Source organism: Micromonospora sp. URMC 103, assembly GCF_051386435.1.
Classification (GTDB): Bacteria; Actinomycetota; Actinomycetes; order Mycobacteriales; family Micromonosporaceae; genus Micromonospora.
In genome coordinates this window covers 646,134-664,896 of the sequence record NZ_JBPQTR010000004.1, presented here as the reverse complement: position 1 = coordinate 664,896, position 18,763 = coordinate 646,134, and the positions used below count along the sequence as shown (strand labels likewise).

Annotated in this window: 21 protein-coding genes, 1 tRNA gene, 1 other RNA gene and 1 pseudogene; 13 read left to right on the top strand and 11 right to left on the bottom strand. The window is 70.6% G+C overall.

The annotated features are described in order from the left end of the window. Positions 1 to 72 precede the first annotated feature (72 nt). The 11 genes and pseudogenes from ACSNOA_RS06685 (at position 73) to ACSNOA_RS06635 (ending at position 6,845) form a co-directional block, all read left to right on the top strand. Complete coding sequence (locus ACSNOA_RS06685; protein ID WP_436657048.1) at positions 73 to 939, top strand: FtsK/SpoIIIE domain-containing protein; 867 nt, start codon at positions 73 to 75, stop codon at positions 937 to 939. Continuing rightward, on the top strand, positions 936 to 1,145 hold the full coding sequence (locus tag ACSNOA_RS06680; RefSeq protein WP_436657047.1) for a hypothetical protein: 210 nt from the start codon (positions 936 to 938) through the stop codon (positions 1,143 to 1,145). The genes ACSNOA_RS06685 and ACSNOA_RS06680 overlap by 4 nt, the downstream gene beginning before the upstream one ends. 87 nt (positions 1,146 to 1,232) lie before the next feature. Next, complete coding sequence (locus ACSNOA_RS06675; RefSeq protein ID WP_436657046.1) at positions 1,233 to 1,673, top strand: DUF6197 family protein; 441 nt, start codon at positions 1,233 to 1,235, stop codon at positions 1,671 to 1,673. Beyond that, positions 1,673 to 1,975, top strand: coding sequence for a hypothetical protein (locus ACSNOA_RS06670; protein ID WP_436657045.1), 303 nt, complete (start codon positions 1,673 to 1,675; stop codon positions 1,973 to 1,975). Before ACSNOA_RS06675 ends, ACSNOA_RS06670 begins: the two co-directional genes overlap by 1 nt. A 47-nt stretch (positions 1,976 to 2,022) precedes the next feature. Then, positions 2,023 to 2,381, top strand: a pseudogene (locus ACSNOA_RS06665) (RRQRL motif-containing zinc-binding protein). Beyond that, on the top strand, positions 2,378 to 2,668 hold the full coding sequence (locus tag ACSNOA_RS06660; protein ID WP_436657044.1) for a hypothetical protein: 291 nt from the start codon (positions 2,378 to 2,380) through the stop codon (positions 2,666 to 2,668). The pseudogene ACSNOA_RS06665 and the gene ACSNOA_RS06660 overlap by 4 nt, the downstream one beginning before the upstream one ends. Then, complete coding sequence (locus ACSNOA_RS06655) at positions 2,655 to 3,392, top strand: hypothetical protein (RefSeq protein WP_436657043.1); 738 nt, start codon at positions 2,655 to 2,657, stop codon at positions 3,390 to 3,392. Before ACSNOA_RS06660 ends, ACSNOA_RS06655 begins: the two co-directional genes overlap by 14 nt. Further along, positions 3,389 to 3,655: a hypothetical protein gene (locus ACSNOA_RS06650; RefSeq protein ID WP_436657042.1), complete on the top strand. Its 267-nt coding sequence runs from the start codon at positions 3,389 to 3,391 to the stop codon at positions 3,653 to 3,655. The genes ACSNOA_RS06655 and ACSNOA_RS06650 overlap by 4 nt, the downstream gene beginning before the upstream one ends. After that, positions 3,655 to 5,433, top strand: coding sequence for a replication initiator (locus ACSNOA_RS06645; RefSeq protein WP_436657041.1), 1,779 nt, complete (start codon positions 3,655 to 3,657; stop codon positions 5,431 to 5,433). The genes ACSNOA_RS06650 and ACSNOA_RS06645 overlap by 1 nt, the downstream gene beginning before the upstream one ends. A 36-nt stretch (positions 5,434 to 5,469) precedes the next feature. After that, complete coding sequence (locus ACSNOA_RS06640) at positions 5,470 to 5,652, top strand: helix-turn-helix domain-containing protein (protein WP_436657040.1); 183 nt, start codon at positions 5,470 to 5,472, stop codon at positions 5,650 to 5,652. Next, entirely contained in the window at positions 5,649 to 6,845 is a 1,197-nt protein-coding gene (locus ACSNOA_RS06635; RefSeq protein WP_436657039.1) for a site-specific integrase, read from the top strand. The genes ACSNOA_RS06640 and ACSNOA_RS06635 overlap by 4 nt, the downstream gene beginning before the upstream one ends. A gap of 84 nt (positions 6,846 to 6,929) precedes the next feature. Here ACSNOA_RS06635 and ACSNOA_RS06630 read toward each other — a convergent pair. Then, positions 6,930 to 7,002, bottom strand: a tRNA-Ala gene (locus ACSNOA_RS06630). Between the two features lie 100 nt (positions 7,003 to 7,102). Beyond that, on the bottom strand, positions 7,103 to 7,693 hold the full coding sequence (locus ACSNOA_RS06625) for a YqgE/AlgH family protein (protein ID WP_120779302.1): 591 nt from the start codon (positions 7,691 to 7,693) through the stop codon (positions 7,103 to 7,105). A gap of 159 nt (positions 7,694 to 7,852) precedes the next feature. Between ACSNOA_RS06625 and ACSNOA_RS06620 the strand changes: the two genes are divergently transcribed. Both ACSNOA_RS06620 and mdlC read left to right on the top strand, forming a co-directional pair. Continuing rightward, the gene (locus ACSNOA_RS06620) at positions 7,853 to 8,656 is read left to right on the top strand and encodes an S-methyl-5'-thioadenosine phosphorylase (protein ID WP_436657038.1); all 804 of its coding nucleotides are present in this window, start codon (positions 7,853 to 7,855) and stop codon (positions 8,654 to 8,656) included. 120 nt (positions 8,657 to 8,776) lie between these two features. Further along, positions 8,777 to 10,372, top strand: coding sequence for a benzoylformate decarboxylase (mdlC, locus tag ACSNOA_RS06615; RefSeq protein ID WP_436657037.1), 1,596 nt, complete (start codon positions 8,777 to 8,779; stop codon positions 10,370 to 10,372). 40 nt (positions 10,373 to 10,412) lie between these two features. On the opposite strand, the gene ACSNOA_RS06610 is transcribed toward mdlC, so the two are convergent. From ACSNOA_RS06610 to pruA, 9 genes are all read right to left on the bottom strand, one after another. Continuing rightward, complete coding sequence (locus tag ACSNOA_RS06610) at positions 10,413 to 11,381, bottom strand: hypothetical protein (protein ID WP_436657036.1); 969 nt, start codon at positions 11,379 to 11,381, stop codon at positions 10,413 to 10,415. 52 nt (positions 11,382 to 11,433) lie between these two features. Beyond that, entirely contained in the window at positions 11,434 to 11,904 is a 471-nt protein-coding gene (locus ACSNOA_RS06605; RefSeq protein ID WP_436657035.1) for a hypothetical protein, read from the bottom strand. Between the two features lie 211 nt (positions 11,905 to 12,115). Continuing rightward, positions 12,116 to 12,491: a transfer-messenger RNA gene (gene ssrA, locus ACSNOA_RS06600) on the bottom strand. A gap of 105 nt (positions 12,492 to 12,596) precedes the next feature. Next, positions 12,597 to 13,076: an SsrA-binding protein SmpB gene (smpB, locus tag ACSNOA_RS06595; protein ID WP_436657034.1), complete on the bottom strand. Its 480-nt coding sequence runs from the start codon at positions 13,074 to 13,076 to the stop codon at positions 12,597 to 12,599. A gap of 150 nt (positions 13,077 to 13,226) precedes the next feature. Continuing rightward, on the bottom strand, positions 13,227 to 14,102 hold the full coding sequence (gene ftsX / locus ACSNOA_RS06590) for a permease-like cell division protein FtsX (RefSeq protein ID WP_436657033.1): 876 nt from the start codon (positions 14,100 to 14,102) through the stop codon (positions 13,227 to 13,229). A 71-nt stretch (positions 14,103 to 14,173) separates the two neighbouring features. Next, complete coding sequence (ftsE, locus tag ACSNOA_RS06585) at positions 14,174 to 14,854, bottom strand: cell division ATP-binding protein FtsE (RefSeq protein ID WP_091083937.1); 681 nt, start codon at positions 14,852 to 14,854, stop codon at positions 14,174 to 14,176. A 118-nt stretch (positions 14,855 to 14,972) separates the two neighbouring features. Then, positions 14,973 to 16,094 (bottom strand): peptide chain release factor 2, encoded by a 1,122-nt coding sequence (gene prfB / locus ACSNOA_RS06580; RefSeq protein ID WP_436657032.1) that lies wholly within the window; start codon positions 16,092 to 16,094, stop codon positions 14,973 to 14,975. A gap of 81 nt (positions 16,095 to 16,175) precedes the next feature. After that, positions 16,176 to 16,694, bottom strand: coding sequence for a PadR family transcriptional regulator (locus ACSNOA_RS06575; protein ID WP_436657031.1), 519 nt, complete (start codon positions 16,692 to 16,694; stop codon positions 16,176 to 16,178). A gap of 157 nt (positions 16,695 to 16,851) precedes the next feature. Beyond that, positions 16,852 to 18,480, bottom strand: coding sequence for an L-glutamate gamma-semialdehyde dehydrogenase (gene pruA / locus ACSNOA_RS06570; protein ID WP_436657030.1), 1,629 nt, complete (start codon positions 18,478 to 18,480; stop codon positions 16,852 to 16,854). Positions 18,481 to 18,763: the final 283 nt, after the last annotated feature.

The window sequence follows — 18,763 nt, the reverse complement described above, 5'->3', positions numbered from 1 at the left end:
GTCGCGAGGAGCCTCTTCGGCTCGTTCGTGTGGCTCCTCGCGCCCACCAATCGCCCAAGGAGGGCACACCTCATGACCACCACGGCACCCGCCCCGACCTCCGGGGTTCCGGTGGGGCCTGGCCTGTCGATGTTCGACCCCATCTTCGTCGGGATCGACGAGTTCGGTCAGCCCGTCTACATCACCCTCGCCTACCGCAACCTCCTCGCCGGCGGTGAGCCCGGCGGAGGTAAGTCCGGCCTGCTGAACTGCATCGCCGCCCACGCCGCCCTGTCTGTGGATTCCCGGCTCGTGTTGCTCGACGGCAAGCTCGTCGAGCTGGGCCAGTGGGAAGACTCCGCCGACGCGTTCATCGGCCCCGACATCTCCGACGCCCTCACCGTGCTGCGGCGGCTTCAGGTCGTGATGAACAACCGCTACGCGTGGCTCCGTGCCCACGGGCGCCGCAAGCTCACCAAGGCTGACCGGCTGTCGGTCATCACCGTCCTCGTTGACGAGATCGCCTTCTACTCGGCGACCGTCGGCAGCAAGCAGGAGCAAGAGGAGTTCGTCGCGCTCCTGCGGGACCTGGTCGCCCGGGGTCGGGCCGCCGGTATCCCGGTCGTGGCCGCGACGCAGCGACCCAGCTTCGACATCATCCCCACCTCGCTGCGGGACCTGTTCGGCTACCGCGCCGCGTTCCGCTGCACTACCCCGAACAGCTCCAACATCGTGCTTGGGCACGGCTGGGCGGAGCAGGGCTACTCCGCCACCGACATCGCCCCTACCAACCAGGGCGCGGCCTACCTCATCGCCGAAGGCGGCGTCCCCCGCCGCATCAAGGTCGCCTACCTGTCCGACGCCCAGATCTCGGGCATCGCTGACTACGCCGCTTGGATCCGCCGACCCGACACCACCGCTCCGGCGGGCGTCCCTACTGATCTCGGGTTGGCGGCATGACCACCCGGGAGCGCACCTACGCCCGCGCCAACCAGCAGCGGGCCGCCCAATACACCGAACTGTGGATCATCGGCCGTCCCGAGGACATCGCCGCCATGGTCCAGGTCGCCAGCGCCAGCGGCCGACTCGTCTACGTCTCCGCACCACATCAGATGGGCGGGGACGACACCCGACAGCGCCGCTACCTGCGGCTGCGCGCCTACTGATCGGCCGACAGGACCGGACCACGCCTGGCAGCAAACCCGGTCCTGCCGACCTCCCACCAACAGCCCATTCGAAAGGACGTGGCTGCCATGAAGGCTACCCAAAACCCGCCCACCGACGTCCAGGTCACACCCGCTGACCTGCTCCGGATGGCCGCCCTTTACCTGCGCCGGCACGGCTGGCACCAGGGCACCTACTACGCCGACGCCTCCGCCGACAACCCCACCCCACCGGCCTGCCTGGTCGGCGCGATCGGAATCGCCTGCGCCGGACACCGCGTCGAGCACTTCTCCGACCTCGACCCCGACGATCGACACGCCTACCTCGACGCCATCGCCGTCCTGGTCGACTACCTCGACGACCACTACCCCATCCACCTGTTCGACGACGACGGCCTCTGCATCGACGAACACACCTCCCCCTACTCCTGGAACGACGACCCGCTCTGCACGGCAGAGAAGGTCATCGCGGCCCTGGAAGGTGCCGCGAAGGAGTGGGACCGCCTCCACACCGAGGGAGGCGAGAACTGATGTTCACCGTCAAGGCGTCCTTGACGCGATCCGCTCCCCGCCAGCGACGTCGCGATGTCGTCGAGAACGACGAGTTCGCCGCGTTCGCCCGCCGCATCATCCGCGCCCACGGCCGCCGCGTCGCCGCCGGTGACGTGGAAGCACTCCGCGACCTCGTCGCACTCTCCGCCAACCTCGACGACGCCATCGGCGAGGCCGTGATCGGCCTTCGGGCCTTCGGCTACTCCTGGTCCGAGATCGGGCAGCGGCTCGGCATCTCCAAGCAGGCCGCCCAACAGCGCTGGGGCGGTGAAAAGCCGTGACCGACCTCCGCAGTCCCGACCTCGACACCCTCGCCGACCGCACGGGCATCCGGGTCGAGTTCTACGACCCGACCGGCACCCGCTACGGGTTCCCCACCTTCCCCTACCACTCCGCCCCTGGTGGGCTCGCCACCCGCCGGCAGCTCCGCGCCGCCGGCCTTCGCCCCGGCGGCCATGAGCCGGTCGCCCAGATCCTGTGGCGGCACCGCCGGCAGCGCCGGATCGCCTACCTCTACCGCCCGACCTCGCCGCACCCAAGCGCACCGCCACGGCGGCTCAACGGGAGGCCATCGCCAAAGCGCTGCGTGCTCGGCGGACCTGCCGAGTCTGCGGCGACCTCAAGCCGTACTACATCCCCCGCCGCTACGGCGAGTGCTTCGACTGCCACGAAAGGAGCCAGTCGTGAGCTTCCACCTGTCCGACCCGTGCCTGTGGTGCATCGAGGGCAGCAGCCCCGCCGGCGTCCACGACCTGTTCGGCCCCGTCTACAAGCCCTGCCCGGCCTGCCTCGGCCGCTGCGTCCTCTGTGAGGGCGAGGGCCTGTTCCCCGCCGACTTCACCTGCCTGCCCTGCTTCCGCCAGAAAATGGCCGCCCTCGGCCTGGCCCCCATCATGTGCGCCCACTGCTCCGGCGTCGTCGACCTCATCCCCACCGACACGACACCGGAGGTGACTCCCCATGTCGACCACTAGCGCGCCGACCACCTTGGCCGCTCGCCTGGAAGGCGGCGTCCTGGTCCTCATCGTCATCTTCGTCGGCCTCGCCGCCGGGGCCGCGTCCTTCACCCACGTTCACGACTGGACGATGGCCAACAGCCCCGACAACACCCCCGGGTGGTTCGGCTGGGCCAACGCGATCATCTCCGAACTCGTCCCCGTCGCCTGCCTGCTCGTCATCCGGCGACGCAAGCGCCACGGCGGCCCCATCCGCTACCCCCTGGTCCTGCTCGTCGGCTTCGCCGGATTCTCTCTCGCCGCTCAGCTCGGCGTCGCGGTCGGCAAGGTCGGCCCGTCCGGGTGGCTCCTGTCCGCCGTCCCCGCCCTGGCCTTCATGGCCCTGGTCAAACTCGTCCTCGCCCCCGTCAAGACCGACACTGAGGACCCGGCCGACGAACCGGCCACCGCTGGCGACGACACCCCGGCCGCTGCGCCGGACGTCGTCGACAACCCGCCGGCCGCTATCACCGCACCCGTCAACCCGGCACCGATCGTCCGGCCGGAAGTGCCGGCGCACCTGGTGCCCACCGCCCGTTTCGTCATCGGACGGCACGAGCAGAGCACCGGCCGACCCATCACCGCCGACGAGCTGGCCGCGCTGCTGTCGGTTGGCCCGGACATTGCCCGGGAACTGCTGCACACCCTGACCGGCCATACCCCGGCCGTGAACGGCACCCCGGTTGCCGGTGGTGCCCGATGACCATTCACGTCGTCGACATCGAGCAGGTCACCCACACCTGCCCCGCCCACGTCGAGCCGCACCCGTTCGACACCCGACGCACGGTCATCCACGTCATCCCCGGCGGTCCTTGCCGGACCCCGGTCACCATCCGCTGCGGCCAGACGACCACCACCATCGCGTGCTACCGGCACGAACCGGCCGACCGCCAGTGCGGCGCCTGCCGGACCATCGTCACTCAGCACTCCATCACCAACCGGCCCCTCGTCGAGGTGGCTGCCTGATGGCGTCGACGCTGGACCTCACACCCCGGACCTCCCTGGCCCGGGGTGTGGGCTCGAACGCCGACACCACGCCCGTTTACGCCTACACCGCCGCCGGCTCCGCCTTCATCCGTGCCACCCAGTCGGACTACTTCGGCTGGCTTGAGCACGTCCGCGCCGCCGCCGGCTGCACCCGCCCGATCCGTCTCGCGGGCAGCCTCTACACCGTCGAGCCGGGCACCGGCCGGATCCTCGACGCCCGGCACACCGACGCCATGCCCGACGCCGCCATCTACACCGCGTGCGGCAACCGCCGGGAGAGGGTCTGCCCCGCCTGCGCCCGCACCTACCAACGCGACGCCTACCAGCTTCTGCGCGCCGGCCTCGTCGGCGGCAAGGGCGTTCCCGAGACGGTGTCCCGGCATCCGGCGGTGTTCCCGACTTTCACCGCCCCGTCGTTCGGGCCGGTTCACGTCCGGGTGGTGAAGCGGCACACCTGCCGCGACCGGAAGCGCTGTGACTGCCGGCCCGAGCCCTGCCACGCCCGCCGTGGCATCGGCCTGTGCGAGCACGGCCGGCCCTCTGTCTGCTGGGCTCGGCATGAGCCGACTGACGTGGTGCTCGGGCAGCCGTTGTGCCTGGACTGCTACGACCACGACCACCAGGTCGTCTGGAACCTCTACGCGGGCGAGTTGTGGCACCGCACCAAGCAAGCCGCGGAACGCTACCTAGCGAAGCTCGCCCGCCGCCGCGGCATCCCCCGCGTCGACGTCGTCACCGCCTCCGGCAAGGTCCGCAAGGTCGCCCCGGTCCGGCTCTCTCACGGCAAGGCGGCCGAGTTTCAGGCACGCGGCGCGGTCCACTTTCACGCCCTGGTCCGCCTCGACGGCGTCCACCCAACCGACCCAGCGGCCATCGTCCCGCCGCCGGCCGGGTTCACCGTCGCCGACCTGGAAGACGCCATCCGCGCCGCCGCCACACAGGTCGCGTTCACCACCCCCGGCCACCCCGACCGGCCCGAGGGCTGGCCGATCGCCTGGGGCGAGCAGGTCGACGTTCGTCCCATCTCGCTGACCGGTCGTGGTGAGGTCACCGACAGCATGGTCGCCGGCTACCTTGCCAAGTACGCCACCAAAAGCACCGAGGTAACCGGGCACACCTCCGTCCGACTCGACACCGACACCATCGGCGACTACGCCGACCCCGACGGCGACCACACCGCCCGCCTCATCGACGCCTGCTGGCGACTCGGCCGACCCACCGGCAACCCGGCCCCCCTGTCCGAGCGGCCCCGTGGCCACCGGCCCACGCCCGGCTTCGTCCAGCCGTGGCAGTGCCCCGACTGCGGCACCCACACCCGCTACGCCGCCTGCCCCACCTGCGTCGCCGACCGTCAAGCCAACCTTGACGCCCAACCGCCGAACTCGGCCAGCGCCAGCCCTTACGCCCGGCTGCGGCGGTGGGCGCACATGCTCGGCTTCGGCGGCCACTTCCTCACCAAAGCCCGCCGCTACTCCGTCACCTTCCAACTCCTACGCGACACCCGCGTCACCTACCGCCGCAACGCCGACCACGACCAGGGCGCCAACGACCCGGTCAAGGCCGTCGACCACCTCGACGACACCACCCTCATCGTCGGCACCCTCACCTTCGCCGGAGTCGGCTGGCACACCACCGGTGACGCACTCCTCGCCAACACCGCCGCCGCCCTCGCCCGCGAGCGACACGCCACCGGCCGCGAAGAACTCGCCCACGAACTCGGCAGCCCCCCGGCCGGTACCGCGCCGGTCGCCGCTTGATCCCACAAACCCGCTCCCCGGACGGAAGGACAAGAGTTGGACAAGCTCTGCTACACCCCTCGCGAGGCGGCAACGCTACTGAGCGTCAGTCGCACGAAGGTCTACGAGCTGCTCGCCGCCGGCGAGCTGTGTTCCATTCGCATCGGCAGGTCTCGGCGAATCCCAGCCGATGAATTGCGACGGTTCGTATCGGCTCAGGAGAAAGGTGTGGCAGCGTGAGCAAGCGCCGACGCGCTCAGGGTGAGGGCACCATCTTTCAGCTTCCGAACGGGAAATGGCGTGCGGAGCTTGACCTGGGCTGGGTTGACGGCAAGCGTCGCCGCAAAACCGCTACCCGCTCGACTCATCGGGAGTGCGCCCAGTGGCTTACTGAGGCCAAACGAGCCAAGGAAGCCGGTGGGCTGGTCTCTCGCACTCCGACCGTGGCTGAATGGTTCGATACCTACCTCAGCGAAGTCGCCGCCGGCCGTGTTCGATCCTCGACGTTGTCGAACTATCGACGCGACTTTGAACGGCACATCCGTCCCGGGCTGGGGCGTCACCGACTGGATGCCTTACGGCCCGAGCACATCTCACGGTTCTACGCGACCAAGCTTCATGCAGGGCTGTCCGCCTACTCGCTGCGCTATCTACACGCCCAGATCCGCCGCGCGTTGGCCGTGGCCGTCACCTGGGGGCTGGTCGCACGGAACGTCGCCGTCTCGGTGCAACCGCCGAGCCTGCCTCACAAAGAGGTAAGCCCGCTCACCGTGGAGGAAGCAAGGCAACTCCTCGCAGCCGCACGCGGTGACCGGATGGAAGCCCGGTGGATCATCGGTCTTTCTCTTGGACTTCGCCAGAGCGAGGTACTCGGGCTGTGGTGGGAGGACATCGACCTCGACGCCGCGACCCTACGGGTACGCCGGCAGCTCACCCGCGCCCGTGTGGCCGGCGAAAAGATGTCCTTCGGGCCGTTGAAGTCGGCCAGGTCCATGCGGGTACTACCGCTGCCAGCACCGCTGGTCGCCGCACTACGCGAGCACCAGCAGCGGCAGCGCCAGGAGCGGAACGCTCTCGGTGAGACGTGGGCAGACCCCCGGCTCGTCTTCACATCAACGATCGGCAGCCCGGTCGACCACCGAAACGACACCCGGGCCTTCAAGGCGCTCCTGATAGCGGCCAACGTTCGATGCGAGGAAGTAGCGGCCCCGGATGGATCAGCTCGTCTTGTGCCAAAGGTCCGGCTTCATGACCTGCGGCACACGGCTGCCACGCTGCTGCTGGCTCAGGGTGTGCCGGCGCGAGTGCTCATGGAACTCCTGGGCCACTCGCAGATCGGCATCACCATGAACATCTACAGCCACGTCATGCCCACACAGCTCGTCCAGGCCGCCGACGCCATGAAGAACGTCTTGTGGGACGAGGGGCAGTAGCGTGCCTACTCGCTTGGCTACTTTCGAGGTCCGGAATGATGAAGGGCGTCCGCCATGTCCGACGAACGCCCTGATCCCGAAGGGTGGAGCCGAGGGGACTCGAACCCCTGACCCCCACACTGCCAGTGTGGTGCGCTACCAGCTGCGCCACGGCCCCTTGGTGTTCGCCCGGTCGCCCGGGCACTTGCGAAACTATACACATGCCGGCCCCGGTGGTCATCTCGCGGGGGTCCCCCGGAAGAGCGTGGCGCGCCGGCTCAGTTGAGCGCCACGTCCGGTGGGAAATGTGCCACGGCGGCCATCATGCCGCCCTGCCGCCGCAGCACCATGGGCCACAGGTCGTCGGGCCGGTCGACGAAGGCGTCACCGGGCAGCGCGTCGAGCACGAACCAGGAGCCCTCCTCGATCTCCTGCTCGAGCTGGCCCGAGCCCCAGCCCGAGTAGCCGGCGAAGACCCGGATGCCACCGATGCTCTCCCGCAGGCGTTCCGGGTCGACCGACAGGTCGATCGTGCCCACGGCGCCGGAGACCTGGTGGAAGCCCTTGAGCCGCTTCACGGGATGGCGCATCCGGGCCAGGCAGATGGCCGAGTCGGGCTGCACCGGGCCGCCCTCGAAGAGCACGGCGGGGTGGCGGGCCAGGTCGCTCCAGTCGCCGAGCACGTCGGCCACCGGCACCTCGGTGGCCCGGTTCAGCACGACGCCGAGCGCTCCGCCCGGCTCGTGCGCCACGAGCAGCACCACCGTCCGGTCGAAGTTCGGGTCCTTCAGTGCCGGAGTCGCGACCAGCAGCCTCCCGGTCATCGACTCCATCGCCCGCCCGCCGATCGCCTGGCCCTCTCCCTGCATGTCACGCACCCGTCATCCGTGCACGGCGGCAGAGAGACGGTCGGCCTTTCCGCCGCCAAGCGCCCGCGCTGTCAACGCCATGCCTGGCACCATAGCCTGCGGCTGCGGTGGTGGTTAAGGTCTGACGGGCGGTCATCGAGCGCGGAAGAGGGAGCGGTGATGGGTCCCAGGGCCGAACTCGCGGTGATCGGCGGGTCCGGTCTCTACGCGCTCCTCGACGGCGCCACGGAGCACGCGGTGGAGACGCCGTACGGGTCGCCGTCGGACGTGGTGACCATCGCCGAGGTGGGCGGCCGGACGGTGGCGTTCCTGCCCCGCCACGGCCGGGACCACCGGTACCCGCCGCATCTGATCCCCTACCGTGCCAACCTCTGGGCGCTGCGGTCGCTGGGCGTACGGCAGGTGTTGGCGCCGTGCGCCGTGGGCGGGTTGCGCCCGGACCTGGGCCCCGGCACCTTCGTCGTGCCCGACCAGCTCGTCGACCGGACCAGCGGCCGTGCCCAGACCTACTACGACCGGGGGGCCGTCCACGTCCCGTTCGCCGACCCGTACTGCCCCGACGGCCGCCGTACGCTGCTGGCCGCCGCGGCCGGCCGCGGGATCCCGGCGGTGGACGGTGGCACGGTGGTGGTGGTCGAGGGTCCCCGCTTCTCGACCCGCGCCGAGTCCCGCTGGTACGCCTCGATCGGCGGCGCCGTGGTCAACATGACCGGCCACCCGGAGGCGGTCCTCGCCCGCGAGCTGGCTCTCTGCTACTCCTCCATCGCGCTCGTCACTGACCTGGACGCCGGCCTGACGGTCGGCGAGTCGGTGACCCAGGAGGAGGTGTTCCGGGTCTTCGGCGAGAACACCGACCGGCTGCGCGGGGTGCTGTTGGACGCGCTGGCGGCACTGCCGGCCGAGCGGGAATGCGCGTGCGGCCACGCGGTGGACGGCATCCCGCTGCCGATCGCGCTGCCCTGAGGCACTCGGCACACAGCGGCGAAACACCCGAACTGCCTGGCCTGTCCCGATAGATTCGGGAGGTCGGGGGCGCCACCTCCGGCGAGCCGCAGCACGCGCCGGACACGGAGGCAGGTGGCGATGGCAACGGTCCGGGACACGACGTACGACCTGCTGCGGGACCTCGGCATGACCACCGTCTTCGGCAACCCGGGGTCGACCGAGGAGCCGTTCCTGCAGGAGTTCCCGGGCGACTTCCACTACGTGCTGGCCCTGCACGAGGCGTCCGCGGTCGGCATCGCCGACGGGTACGCGCAGGCCACCGGCCGGCCGGCGCACGTCAACCTGCACACGGCGCCGGGCACCGGCAACGGCATGGGCAACCTCGTGACGGCGTGGCACAACAAGACACCGCTGATCGTCACCGCCGGCCAGCAGACCCGGGAGATGCTGCTGCTCGAACCCCGGCTGACCAACCGCCGCGCGGCCGAGCTGACCCAGCCGTACGTGAAGTGGGCCTACGAGCCCGTACGCGCCCAGGACATCCCGGCCGCGCTGCTGCGGGCGTACGCGACCGCGGTGCAGCCGCCCGCCGGGCCGGTGTTCCTCTCGCTGCCGCTCGACGACTGGGCGCAGCCCGCCGACCCGCCGCCGCCGCTGCGCTCGGTGGCGACCCGGTACGCGCCCGACCCCGAACAGCTGGGGCACTTCGCCGCCGTGCTGGCCGCCAGCCGCGCCCCCGCGCTGGTCTTCGGCGCCGCCGTGGACCGCGCCGACGGCTGGCCGCTCGCGGCGGCGCTGGCCGAGCGGTTGGCCGCCCCCGCCTGGTCGGCCCCCGCCCCGGAGCGGGCCGGCTTTCCCGAGGACCACTCGCACTTCCGGGGGGTGCTCCCGTTCGCCATCGGTCCGCTCGCCGAGGCGCTGCACGGGCACGACACCGTGCTCGTGGTCGGAGCCCCGGTCTTCCGCTACTACCCGTACGTCCCGGGGTCGTACCTGCCCGACGGGGCCCGGCTGCTGCACGTCACCGACGACCCGGACGAGGCCGCCCGCGCCCCCGTGGGCGACAGCCTGCTCGCCGACGCCGGGCTGGCGCTGTCCGCGCTCGTCGACCTGCTCCCCGCGGCGGACCGGCCACCGCCGGAGCCACGGCCGGCGCCGACGCCGCCGGAGATCACCCGGCCGCTCACCGCCGACGCGCTCTTCGCCACGCTCGCACGGCACTGGCCGGAGGACGGGGTGCTCGTCCAGGAGACGCCGTCCAACCTTCCCGCGCTGCGCCGCCAACTGCGGATCACCCGACCGTGGTCGTACTTCACGATGGCCAGCGGCGGGCTGGGATACGGCCTGCCGGCGGCGGTCGGGGTCGCGTTGGGCGAGCGGGACACCGGTCGCGGCCGGCCGGTGATCGCGGTGATCGGCGACGGCTCGTTCCACTACTCGGTGCAGGCGCTCTGGACCGCCGCCCGGCTGCGGCTGCCGCTCGTCGTCGTGGTGCCGGTCAACCAGCAGTACGCGATCCTCAAGGCGTTCGCCGAACTCAAGGAGACGCCCGGTGTGCCCGGGCTCGACCTGCCCGGCCTCGACATCACGGCGGTGGCCGCCGGCTACGGCTGCGCCACGGCGGTGGTGGAGACGCCGGAGGAGCTCGCCGAGGCGCTCGCCACGGGGCTGCGCCGGGAGGGCCCGACCGTCCTGCCGGTGCCGATCACCACCGACCTGCCGCGGATCATCTAGGGCCCGGCGCCGGCGTCGCCCGGCGCGTACCGGGCGACGGTCAGCGCGGGGCGACCCGCAGCGGCGTGCCGGTGAGCACGTCGAGCACCGGTCGCGCGCCGAGCGGCGCCGTGAGCGTGACGGTGACCGGCTCGAGCTTCAGCTGCTCGGTGCAGACGTCCGTGGCCTGGGTGACCCAGCCGCCGACCACCACGGCCCCGTCGTGCTCCTGCACGAGCGGGGTGATGTCCGTGTCGCAGGCGCCGACCCCGAGCCGGTACGTGAGCCGCGTGCCGTCCACCGACTCGATGTCCTGCGCCCCCACGAACCCGTCCGGGGCCGGCCGGCCCGGGGCGGCGGGTTCCGGCACGGCGGTGACCGCGTCCGCGGCGACCGCGAGGCGGGCCACCGGGCTGGTGAGTTCGTCCACGGTGAACAGCCAGGCCGGCACCTGCGCCTCGCCGCGGCTGGTGAGCACGGACGCGGTGCCGAGGCGTACGGCGGTCACCGTGAGCGGGATGCACGCGTTCCGCGGCGCGCTGGTGGCCCACCCGTCCGGGCCGGGCTCGATGGTGGGACCGTGCTTCGGCAGCGGTGGCACCTGCGGCCGCCCCTCGCACACCGGCGGGTCGCCCTGGTCGAGCTGCCGGTACGCCTCGCCGGCGCTGACGAGCGGAACTGTCAGCGTGCCGTCCGGGAAGCGGATGACGCCGTCGGCGGGCCGGGCGCCGGGCAGGTCGATCTGCTCCCGGTACCAGCCCGCGCGGAACGCCATCTCGGTGTCCGGAGTGAAGCCCGGGTCACCGGTCAGCACGGTCGGCCCCTCCAGCGGTACGTAACCGCTGGTCCACCCCGGATCGGGCCGCCACGCCTCCGCCACCTCGGTGGCCCGCTGGTGGAAGCCCTCATAGCGGTGGTCGGGGCTGCTGCCGGGCCCGGTGGGCGCGACGGCGGGCTCGGGTCCCGCCGCCGCGCAGCCGGCGGCCAGCATCAGCAGCGGCAGACCCAGGAGGACGAATGATCGACGCATACCGGGTTCGACGGGCGGCCGGAGCCGCCGGTTCCCGGTAGCGACGCCGCCGTCAGGTCTCGCCGCCGAGATCCGTCTGGTACGCCTGCCAGAGCAGGTCGGCGCCGCGCTGCCGGTGCCGGGAGAGCGCCCGCAGCAGGTGCTCGGCCAGGCCACGCAGCTCGTCCGCGGACGCACCCGGCGCCTCGGCGGCGTACTCGAGGGCCGTGAGCACCCCCGCTATCGCGGCGTGTTCCCGGGTCAGCAGGCGCACTTTCCGCTCCAACCGTGGCGCCTGGGCGAGCAGCTCGGCGTAGAGGCCGCAGGGTCCCTCGGTGGCCCGCACGTGCGCCGCGAAATCCTCGCGGATCGGCGCCAGCCGGACCACGACACGCTCCCGCCACCGCCGTTCGCCGGGCGGGACAGCCAGCGCCCGGGCGAGGCCGTGCGGGTCGCCGGGGCGGACGGGATGGTGTGGGCGGTCGGCGGACGGCCGGGGCGCCCAGGCGAAGGCTGACGGTTGCCGGATCGGTTGGGTGACCATCGGGCACCTCCCGCGCTGCGTCTGACGCGTACGCCGATGGTGAACCCGTCCGTGCCGCCTGTCCAGAGGCAGAGCAAGTCTCACCAGTCCCGCCGGCACCAGCACCCCCGCAAGTCACAACGGCCACGCTCATCACGCGCCGAGGAAGGTCTGGACGGCGGCCGGATACGACTGTGCGCCCCGGTCCGGTGGACCGGGGCGCACAGGCCGGTGGTGGAGGTGCCGGGAATCGAACCCGGGTCCTTCGCCGCCTTGTCAGGGCTTCTCCGAGCGCAGCTCGCTGTGCCTCTACTCGGCCCCTCCGATCACGCGAGCGAGTCGGTGTGACGGGCCCAGTCGCTGATTGATCTCGCCGCACGGACCCCGCGACCGGGTCCGATTGGCCAGCCTCCTAGCTGATGCCGGCTAACTGGGTCGAAGGCGCTCCCAGGCCGACAGACTTGCTACTCGCCTCAGGCGGCGAGAGCGAAGTCAGCGCGATTGTTCTTGGCGCTTATTGGTTTCCGACGACCGATTCACGAGACGACGTCGGCTTCCTCGGCTCGCTTCCCCTGCCGCAACGCACGAAGTCGAAACCAGTCACCCCCTCGACAGGCTGCCGCTGTTGGCAGCACCGTCAAGCCTAACGCCTGCCGCAACGGGTTTCATCCCGAGCCCCGGGCCGGCACGCCGACCGGGACGAAGCGGACAGGTCAGTCATCCATGCCCTTACCACGCCGGCCCGAGACCCGGGCGATCTCCCGGTCCGCGTCCCGCTTGGCGAGGTCCTGCCGCTTGTCGTACGACTTCTTACCCTTGGCCAGGGCGATCTCCACCTTGGCCCAGCCGTCCGAGAAGTAGACCTGCAACGGCACCAGCGTGTGGCCACCCTCGCGGGTCTTGCCGATCAGCCGGTCGATCTCCAGCCGCTTGAGCAGCAGTTTCCGGGTGCGCCGGGGCTCGTGGTTGGTCCACGTGCCCTGCGTGTACTCCGGGATGTGCATGCCGTGCAGGTACAACTCGCCGTTGCGCTCCTGCGCGAACGCGTCGACCAGCGAGGCACGCCCGGCCCGCAGCGACTTGACCTCGGTGCCGGTCAGTGCCATGCCCGCCTCGTACGTGTCGAGGATGGCGTAGTCGTGCCGCGCCCTGCGGTTGGAGGCGACGACCTTGCGCCCCTTCTCCCGTGGCATCGGCGCCACCTCCCTTCCGTTCCCGCCGTCGGCCCGGCTTTCCGGCCGGGCGGCGGAGATCATGCTACTGGATGCACAAGGGCCCTCCCGCGCCGATTATTCCGGCGCGGGAGGGCCCCGACGACGACCCCGGGACGACCCGTACGGCGACTAGACCCGCAGGTAGAAGCGGAGCGTCACCCAGGCGGTGACGGCGCTGACCAACCCGCCGACGATGGCCATGAAGGGGAAGACGAAGAGGATGTCGCCCCAGCTGACCGGCGACAGCAGACCCTGCAGCGCCTCCAGCGACCCGTCGAAGAGCAGATACTTCGCCAGGATGAGGGCGACCAGGCCCAGCAACGCGCCGATGAGACCGGCGACCACCGCCTCCAGCACGAACGGCGCCTGGATGAACCAGTTCGACGCGCCGACCAGCTTCATGACCGCGACCTCACGCCGTTTGCTGTACGCGGCCACCTGGATGGTGTTCGCGACCAGCAACAGGGCGGCGATTGCCATCACGATCGCGGCGGCGAGCGCGATGTTCTGGATCGCCGTGAGGATGTCGAAGATCTTGTCGAGCAGACGGCTCTGGTCGACGATCTCGTCGACGCCCTCCGTGTCCTTGTACTGGTCGTAGATGTTCTTGTACTGCTCCGGGTTGTTCAGCTTGATCCGGAACGACTCGGGCAGCTGGTCCGGCTTCACGGCGTTCACCAGGTCCGGCGCGTCCTGGTACATCTCCTTGAAGCGCTTGTACGCCTCGTCCTTGTTGACGTACAGGACCTCCTTCACCAGGGGGTCGCTCTTCAGCTTGGCGTCCAGGTCGTTGCGCTGCTGCTCGCTCACCTCCTGGGACAGGAAGATCGAGACCTGGATGTTCTTGTAGTACAGGTCCTTCATGTCGTCGACCTGGCGGTACATGAGACCGCTGGCGCCGAGCATGGTCAGGGAGACCGCCATCGTGATGATCATCGCGATGGTCATGGTCACGTTGCGCCACAGTCCGACCAGTACCTCGGACAGGACGTACTTCATCCGCATCGGGAATTCCTCCGGGTCTCCGGCGTGAGGTGTTCGTCGTCAGGTCGTACGGCAGGGGTGGGAGGTTCGGCTCACCCGTAGACGCCGCGGGCCTGGTCACGCACGATGCGGCCGCTCTCGATCTCGATGACCCGGCGGCGCATCTGGTTCACGATGTTGGAGTCGTGGGTGACCATCACGACGGTCGTGCCGGTGCGGTTGATCCGGTCCAGCAGGCGCATGATCTCGATCGAGGTGTCCGGGTCCAGGTTTCCCGTCGGCTCGTCGGCGAGCAGGATGAGCGGACGGTTCACGAACGCCCGCGCCACCGCGACCCGCTGCTGCTCACCACCGGAGAGCTCGTGCGGGTACCGGTGCTCCTTGCCGCCCAGACCGACCAGCTCGAGAACCTCCGGCACGACCCGGCGGGCGACCGCCTTCGTCTTGCCGATGACCTCGAGGGCGAACGCGACGTTCTCGTACGCGGTGCGGTTGGGCAGCAGCCGGAAGTCCTGGAACACGCAGCCGATGGAGCGCCGGAAGTGTGGTCGCTTCCAGGACCGCATCGACGTGACGTCCTTGCCGTTCACCACGACGCGGCCCTTGTTGGGGCTGACCTCGTGCAACAGCATCTTGATGATGGTGGACTTGCCGGAGCCTGATGGACCGATGAAGAAGACGAACTCGCCCTTCTCGATCGAGACGGACACGTTGTCGAGCGAAGGCCGGGACGCCTTCGGGTACGTCTTCGTCACTTGCTCAAGCTGAATCACGGGTGGTGAGTCTACGCGGTGTAACCGGAGAGCCAAGCCCCACGCCCCGCCGATGCGGAGCGCGTCATCGATTTAGACGGTTGTGCGGAGATCGAAGACGCGCTGCGCCCGCGGGCCGTCACGCATTGTCGCCGGCAAGCTCCCGCTGCTTACGCCAACGGATTCCGGCCTCGATGAAGCCGTCCAGGTCACCGTCGAAGACCGCGCTCGGATTGCCGGTCTCCTGCTCGGTTCGGAGATCCTTCACCATCTGATACGGGTGCAGGACGTACGAGCGCATCTGGTCGCCCCACGAGCCGGCCGCCTCGGTCTTGAGGCCCTGGAGCTTCGCCTGCTCCTCCTGCCGCTTGCGCTCCAGCAGCCGGGCCTGGAGCACCCGCAGCGCGGAGGCCTTGTTCTGCAGCTGGGACTTCTCGTTCTGGCAGGTCACCACGATGCCCGTCGGGATGTGGGTGATCCGCACCGCCGAGTCGGTCGTGTTGACGCTCTGCCCGCCCGGCCCCGAGGAGCGGTAGACGTCGATCCGCATCTCGTTCTCGGGAATGTCGATGTGGTCGGTCTGCTCGACGACCGGGAGCACCTCGACGCCCGCGAAGCTGGTCTGCCGCCGGCCCTGGTTGTCGAACGGGCTGATCCGGACCAGCCGGTGGGTGCCCGACTCCACGCTGAGCGTGCCGTAGGCGTAGGGGACCTTGACCGTGAACGTCGCCGACTTGAGGCCGGCCTCCTCGGCGTACGAGGTCTCGTAGACCTCCGTCGGGTAGCCGTGCCGCTCCGCCCACCGCAGGTACATCCGCAGCAGCATCTCGGCGAAGTCCGCGGCGTCCACGCCACCGGCGCCGGCCCGGATCGCCACCAGCGCCTCCCGGGAGTCGTACTCGCCGGAGAGCAGGGTGCGGACCTCCATCTCCTGGATGGACTTGGTGAGCCCGGTGATCTCGCTCTCGACCTCGCCGAGCACCCCCGGGTCGGACTCCGCCTCGGCCAGCTCCAGCAGCACCTGGGCGTCGTCGAGCCGGGAGCGCAGGCTGGAGAGCTTGCTGATCTCGCCGTTGACGTACGACAGCCGGGAGGTAACGTCCTGCGCCTTGGCCTGGTCGTCCCAGAGATCCGGCGCGGAGGCCTCCTCTTCGAGGCGGGCCTTGTCCTCGCGCAGCCGGTCAATATCGAGGACGGCCTCGATGTTGCGCAGGGTGGCGTCGAGTTCCTTGAGCTGTTCGGCGAAGTCGGCAGCGGTCACGACAGACAAGCGTACTGCGAGGGCGAGGACTGGGCCTGCGAGCCCCGCGGTACCGGGCAAAAAGATCCGACGCGGGCGAGATCACCCGCCGGAGGGGGCGGTCTTCAGCCAGGACAGCGCCGCCCGGTGGTACGCGACGGCGAACTCCAGCGCGCTCGCGTCGTACGTCTCGCCCTCCTTCTTCGCGTTCTTGACCTGCTCGCGGACCTGGGCCAGCGCCTCGGTGTGGTATTCGTTGGCCTGCGCGTAGAGGTTCTTGAGCTGACTCGCCGAGTGCAGGTTGCCGAAGGCCATCCGCAGGGCGATCGGGTTGCGGATCGTGTCCCGCCCCGGGTTCTCGGCCAACCACTTGGAGAATGTCCGTTTTCCGGCGGCCGTGAGCGCGTACGGCTGACTCAACCGCGGGCCGGGCTTACCCAACCGCACCAGGCCCCGCTCGGCCAGCACCGGCAACTCGCGGTAGACCTGGCTGCGGGTCATCGACCAGTACGGCGCCAGACGGCGCTCAGCGGCGGCCATCAGCTGACCGCCTGTCATCGGGCCCTCGTGCAGCAGCCCGAGCAGGGCAGCCGCCGTGGGGTTGACTCCGGAATCCGCCATGGCCATTACGCTGCCACTTTGCCGTCGCGCCGTCCAGGATTTGGCGGTTTGCCACCCATCAGGACTTCCAATGTGCACTGTCGGCCGACGACAGTCCGTTGAGGCGGTGACGCGCGAGGGGCCTCCTGCCCGGCAGGAGGCCCCTCGGACGCGTCGGTCAGCCCATGTGCGGGTAGGTGTGGTCGGTCGGCGGCACGAACGTCTCCTTGATCGTCCGCGGGGACATCCAGCGGACCAGGTTGTGCCAGGAGCCCGCCTTGTCGTTGGTGCCGCTGGCCCGGGCGCCGCCGAACGGCTGCTGCCCCACCACCGCGCCGGTCGGCTTGTCGTTGATGTAGAAGTTGCCGGCCGCGTACCGCATCTTCTCCGCCACCCGGTCGACCACCTGGCGGTCGGTCGCGAAGATCGACCCGGTCAGCGCGTACGGGGCGATCGCCTCGGCCTGCGCCACCACGTCGTCGAAGCGGGCGTCGTCGAAGACGTGCACCCCGAGGATCGGGCCGAAGTACTCGGTGGTGAAGGTCTCGTGGGCGGCGTCCGTGCACTCGAACAGCGTCGGCCGGACGAAGTAGCCCACCGAGTCGTCGGCGGTGCCGCCCGCGAGGATCCGGCAGGTGTCGTCACCGGAGATCAGCTCCAGCGCGGCGGTGTGCCGGGCGAACGCCTTGTCGTCGATCACCGCGCCGCCGAAGTTGGCGAAGTCGGTGACGTCGCCGTACGCCAGCGAGTCGGCGGTGGCGGCCAGCCGGTCGCGCAGCCCGCCCTCCCAGATCGACCGCGGGATGTACGCCCGGGACGCCGCCGAGCACTTCTGGCCCTGGTACTCGTAGGCGCCGCGGATCAGCGCCGTGTGCAGCGCGTCCACGTCGGCGCTGGCGTGCGCCACCACGAAGTCCTTGCCGCCGGTCTCACCCACGAGCCGGGGGTAGCCGCGGTAGCGGGCGATGTTCTCGCCGACCGTGCGCCACAGGTGCTGGAACACCTTCGTGGAGCCGGTGAAGTGGATGCCCGCCAGGTCCGGGTCGCTGAGGACCACGTCGGAGACCTCCTCACCGCGCCCGGTGACCATGTTGATCACGCCGGGCGGGAGGCCGGCCGCCTCGAAGAGACGCATGGTGAAGTGCGCGGCGAACTGCTGGGTCGGGCCCGGCTTCCAGACCACCGTGTTGCCCAGCAGGGCGGGCGCCGAGGGCAGGTTGCCGGCGATCGCCGTGAAGTTGAACGGGGTGACCGCGTAGACGAAGCCCTCGAGCGGCCGGTGGTCGAACCGGTTCCAGGTGCCCGCCGAGGAGAGCGGCTGCTCGGCGAGGAGCCGGCGGGCGAAATGGACGTTGAACCGGAGGAAGTCGATGAACTCGCAAGCCGAGTCGATCTCCGCCTGCACGACCGTCTTCGACTGGCCGAGCATGGTGGCCGCGTTCAGCGTGTCGCGCCACGGGCCGGAGAGCAGCTCGGCGGCGCGCAGGAAGATGGCGGCCCGCTCCTCGAACGGCAGCGCCCTCCACATCGGGGCGGCGTCCTTGGCGGCCTTGACCGCCGCGCGGGCGTCCTCGTGGGTGGCGTGCCCGGTGACGCCGAGCACGTGGGCGTGCTTGTGCGGCTGGACCACGTTGATCGACTCGCCGCCGGCCATCCGCTGCTCACCGGCGATGGTCATCGGCAGGTCGATGCGCTCGGCGGCCAGCTCGGTGAGCCGCCGCTGGAGCCGCTCCCGGTCGGCACTGCCCGGCTCGTAGGTGCGTACCGGCTCGTTGCGCGGTTCGGGTACGGAGAACACGGCGTCCATGAAGGCTCCTGGCGATTTCGACAGCGGTGGCGGAACCGGACCCGCGGGCACCGACCGGACGGCCGGAGCCGCACGCCACCCGGGTTGACCGGCCACGGCGGCGGGACCTGCCGCGATTCTTCCACGCTCCGGTGGCCGTCCGGCTTCCCCGTCGCCGCGCTGTGACGCCGGGCGCCACGGCGGCTGCCCGGGCGGCATCCCCGTGACGGCTGCGGGGGTCGCAAGGGGCGCGGGCTCGCGGGGAGCGCGGGCTCGCGAGGCGCGCGGGCTCGCGAGGCGCCCA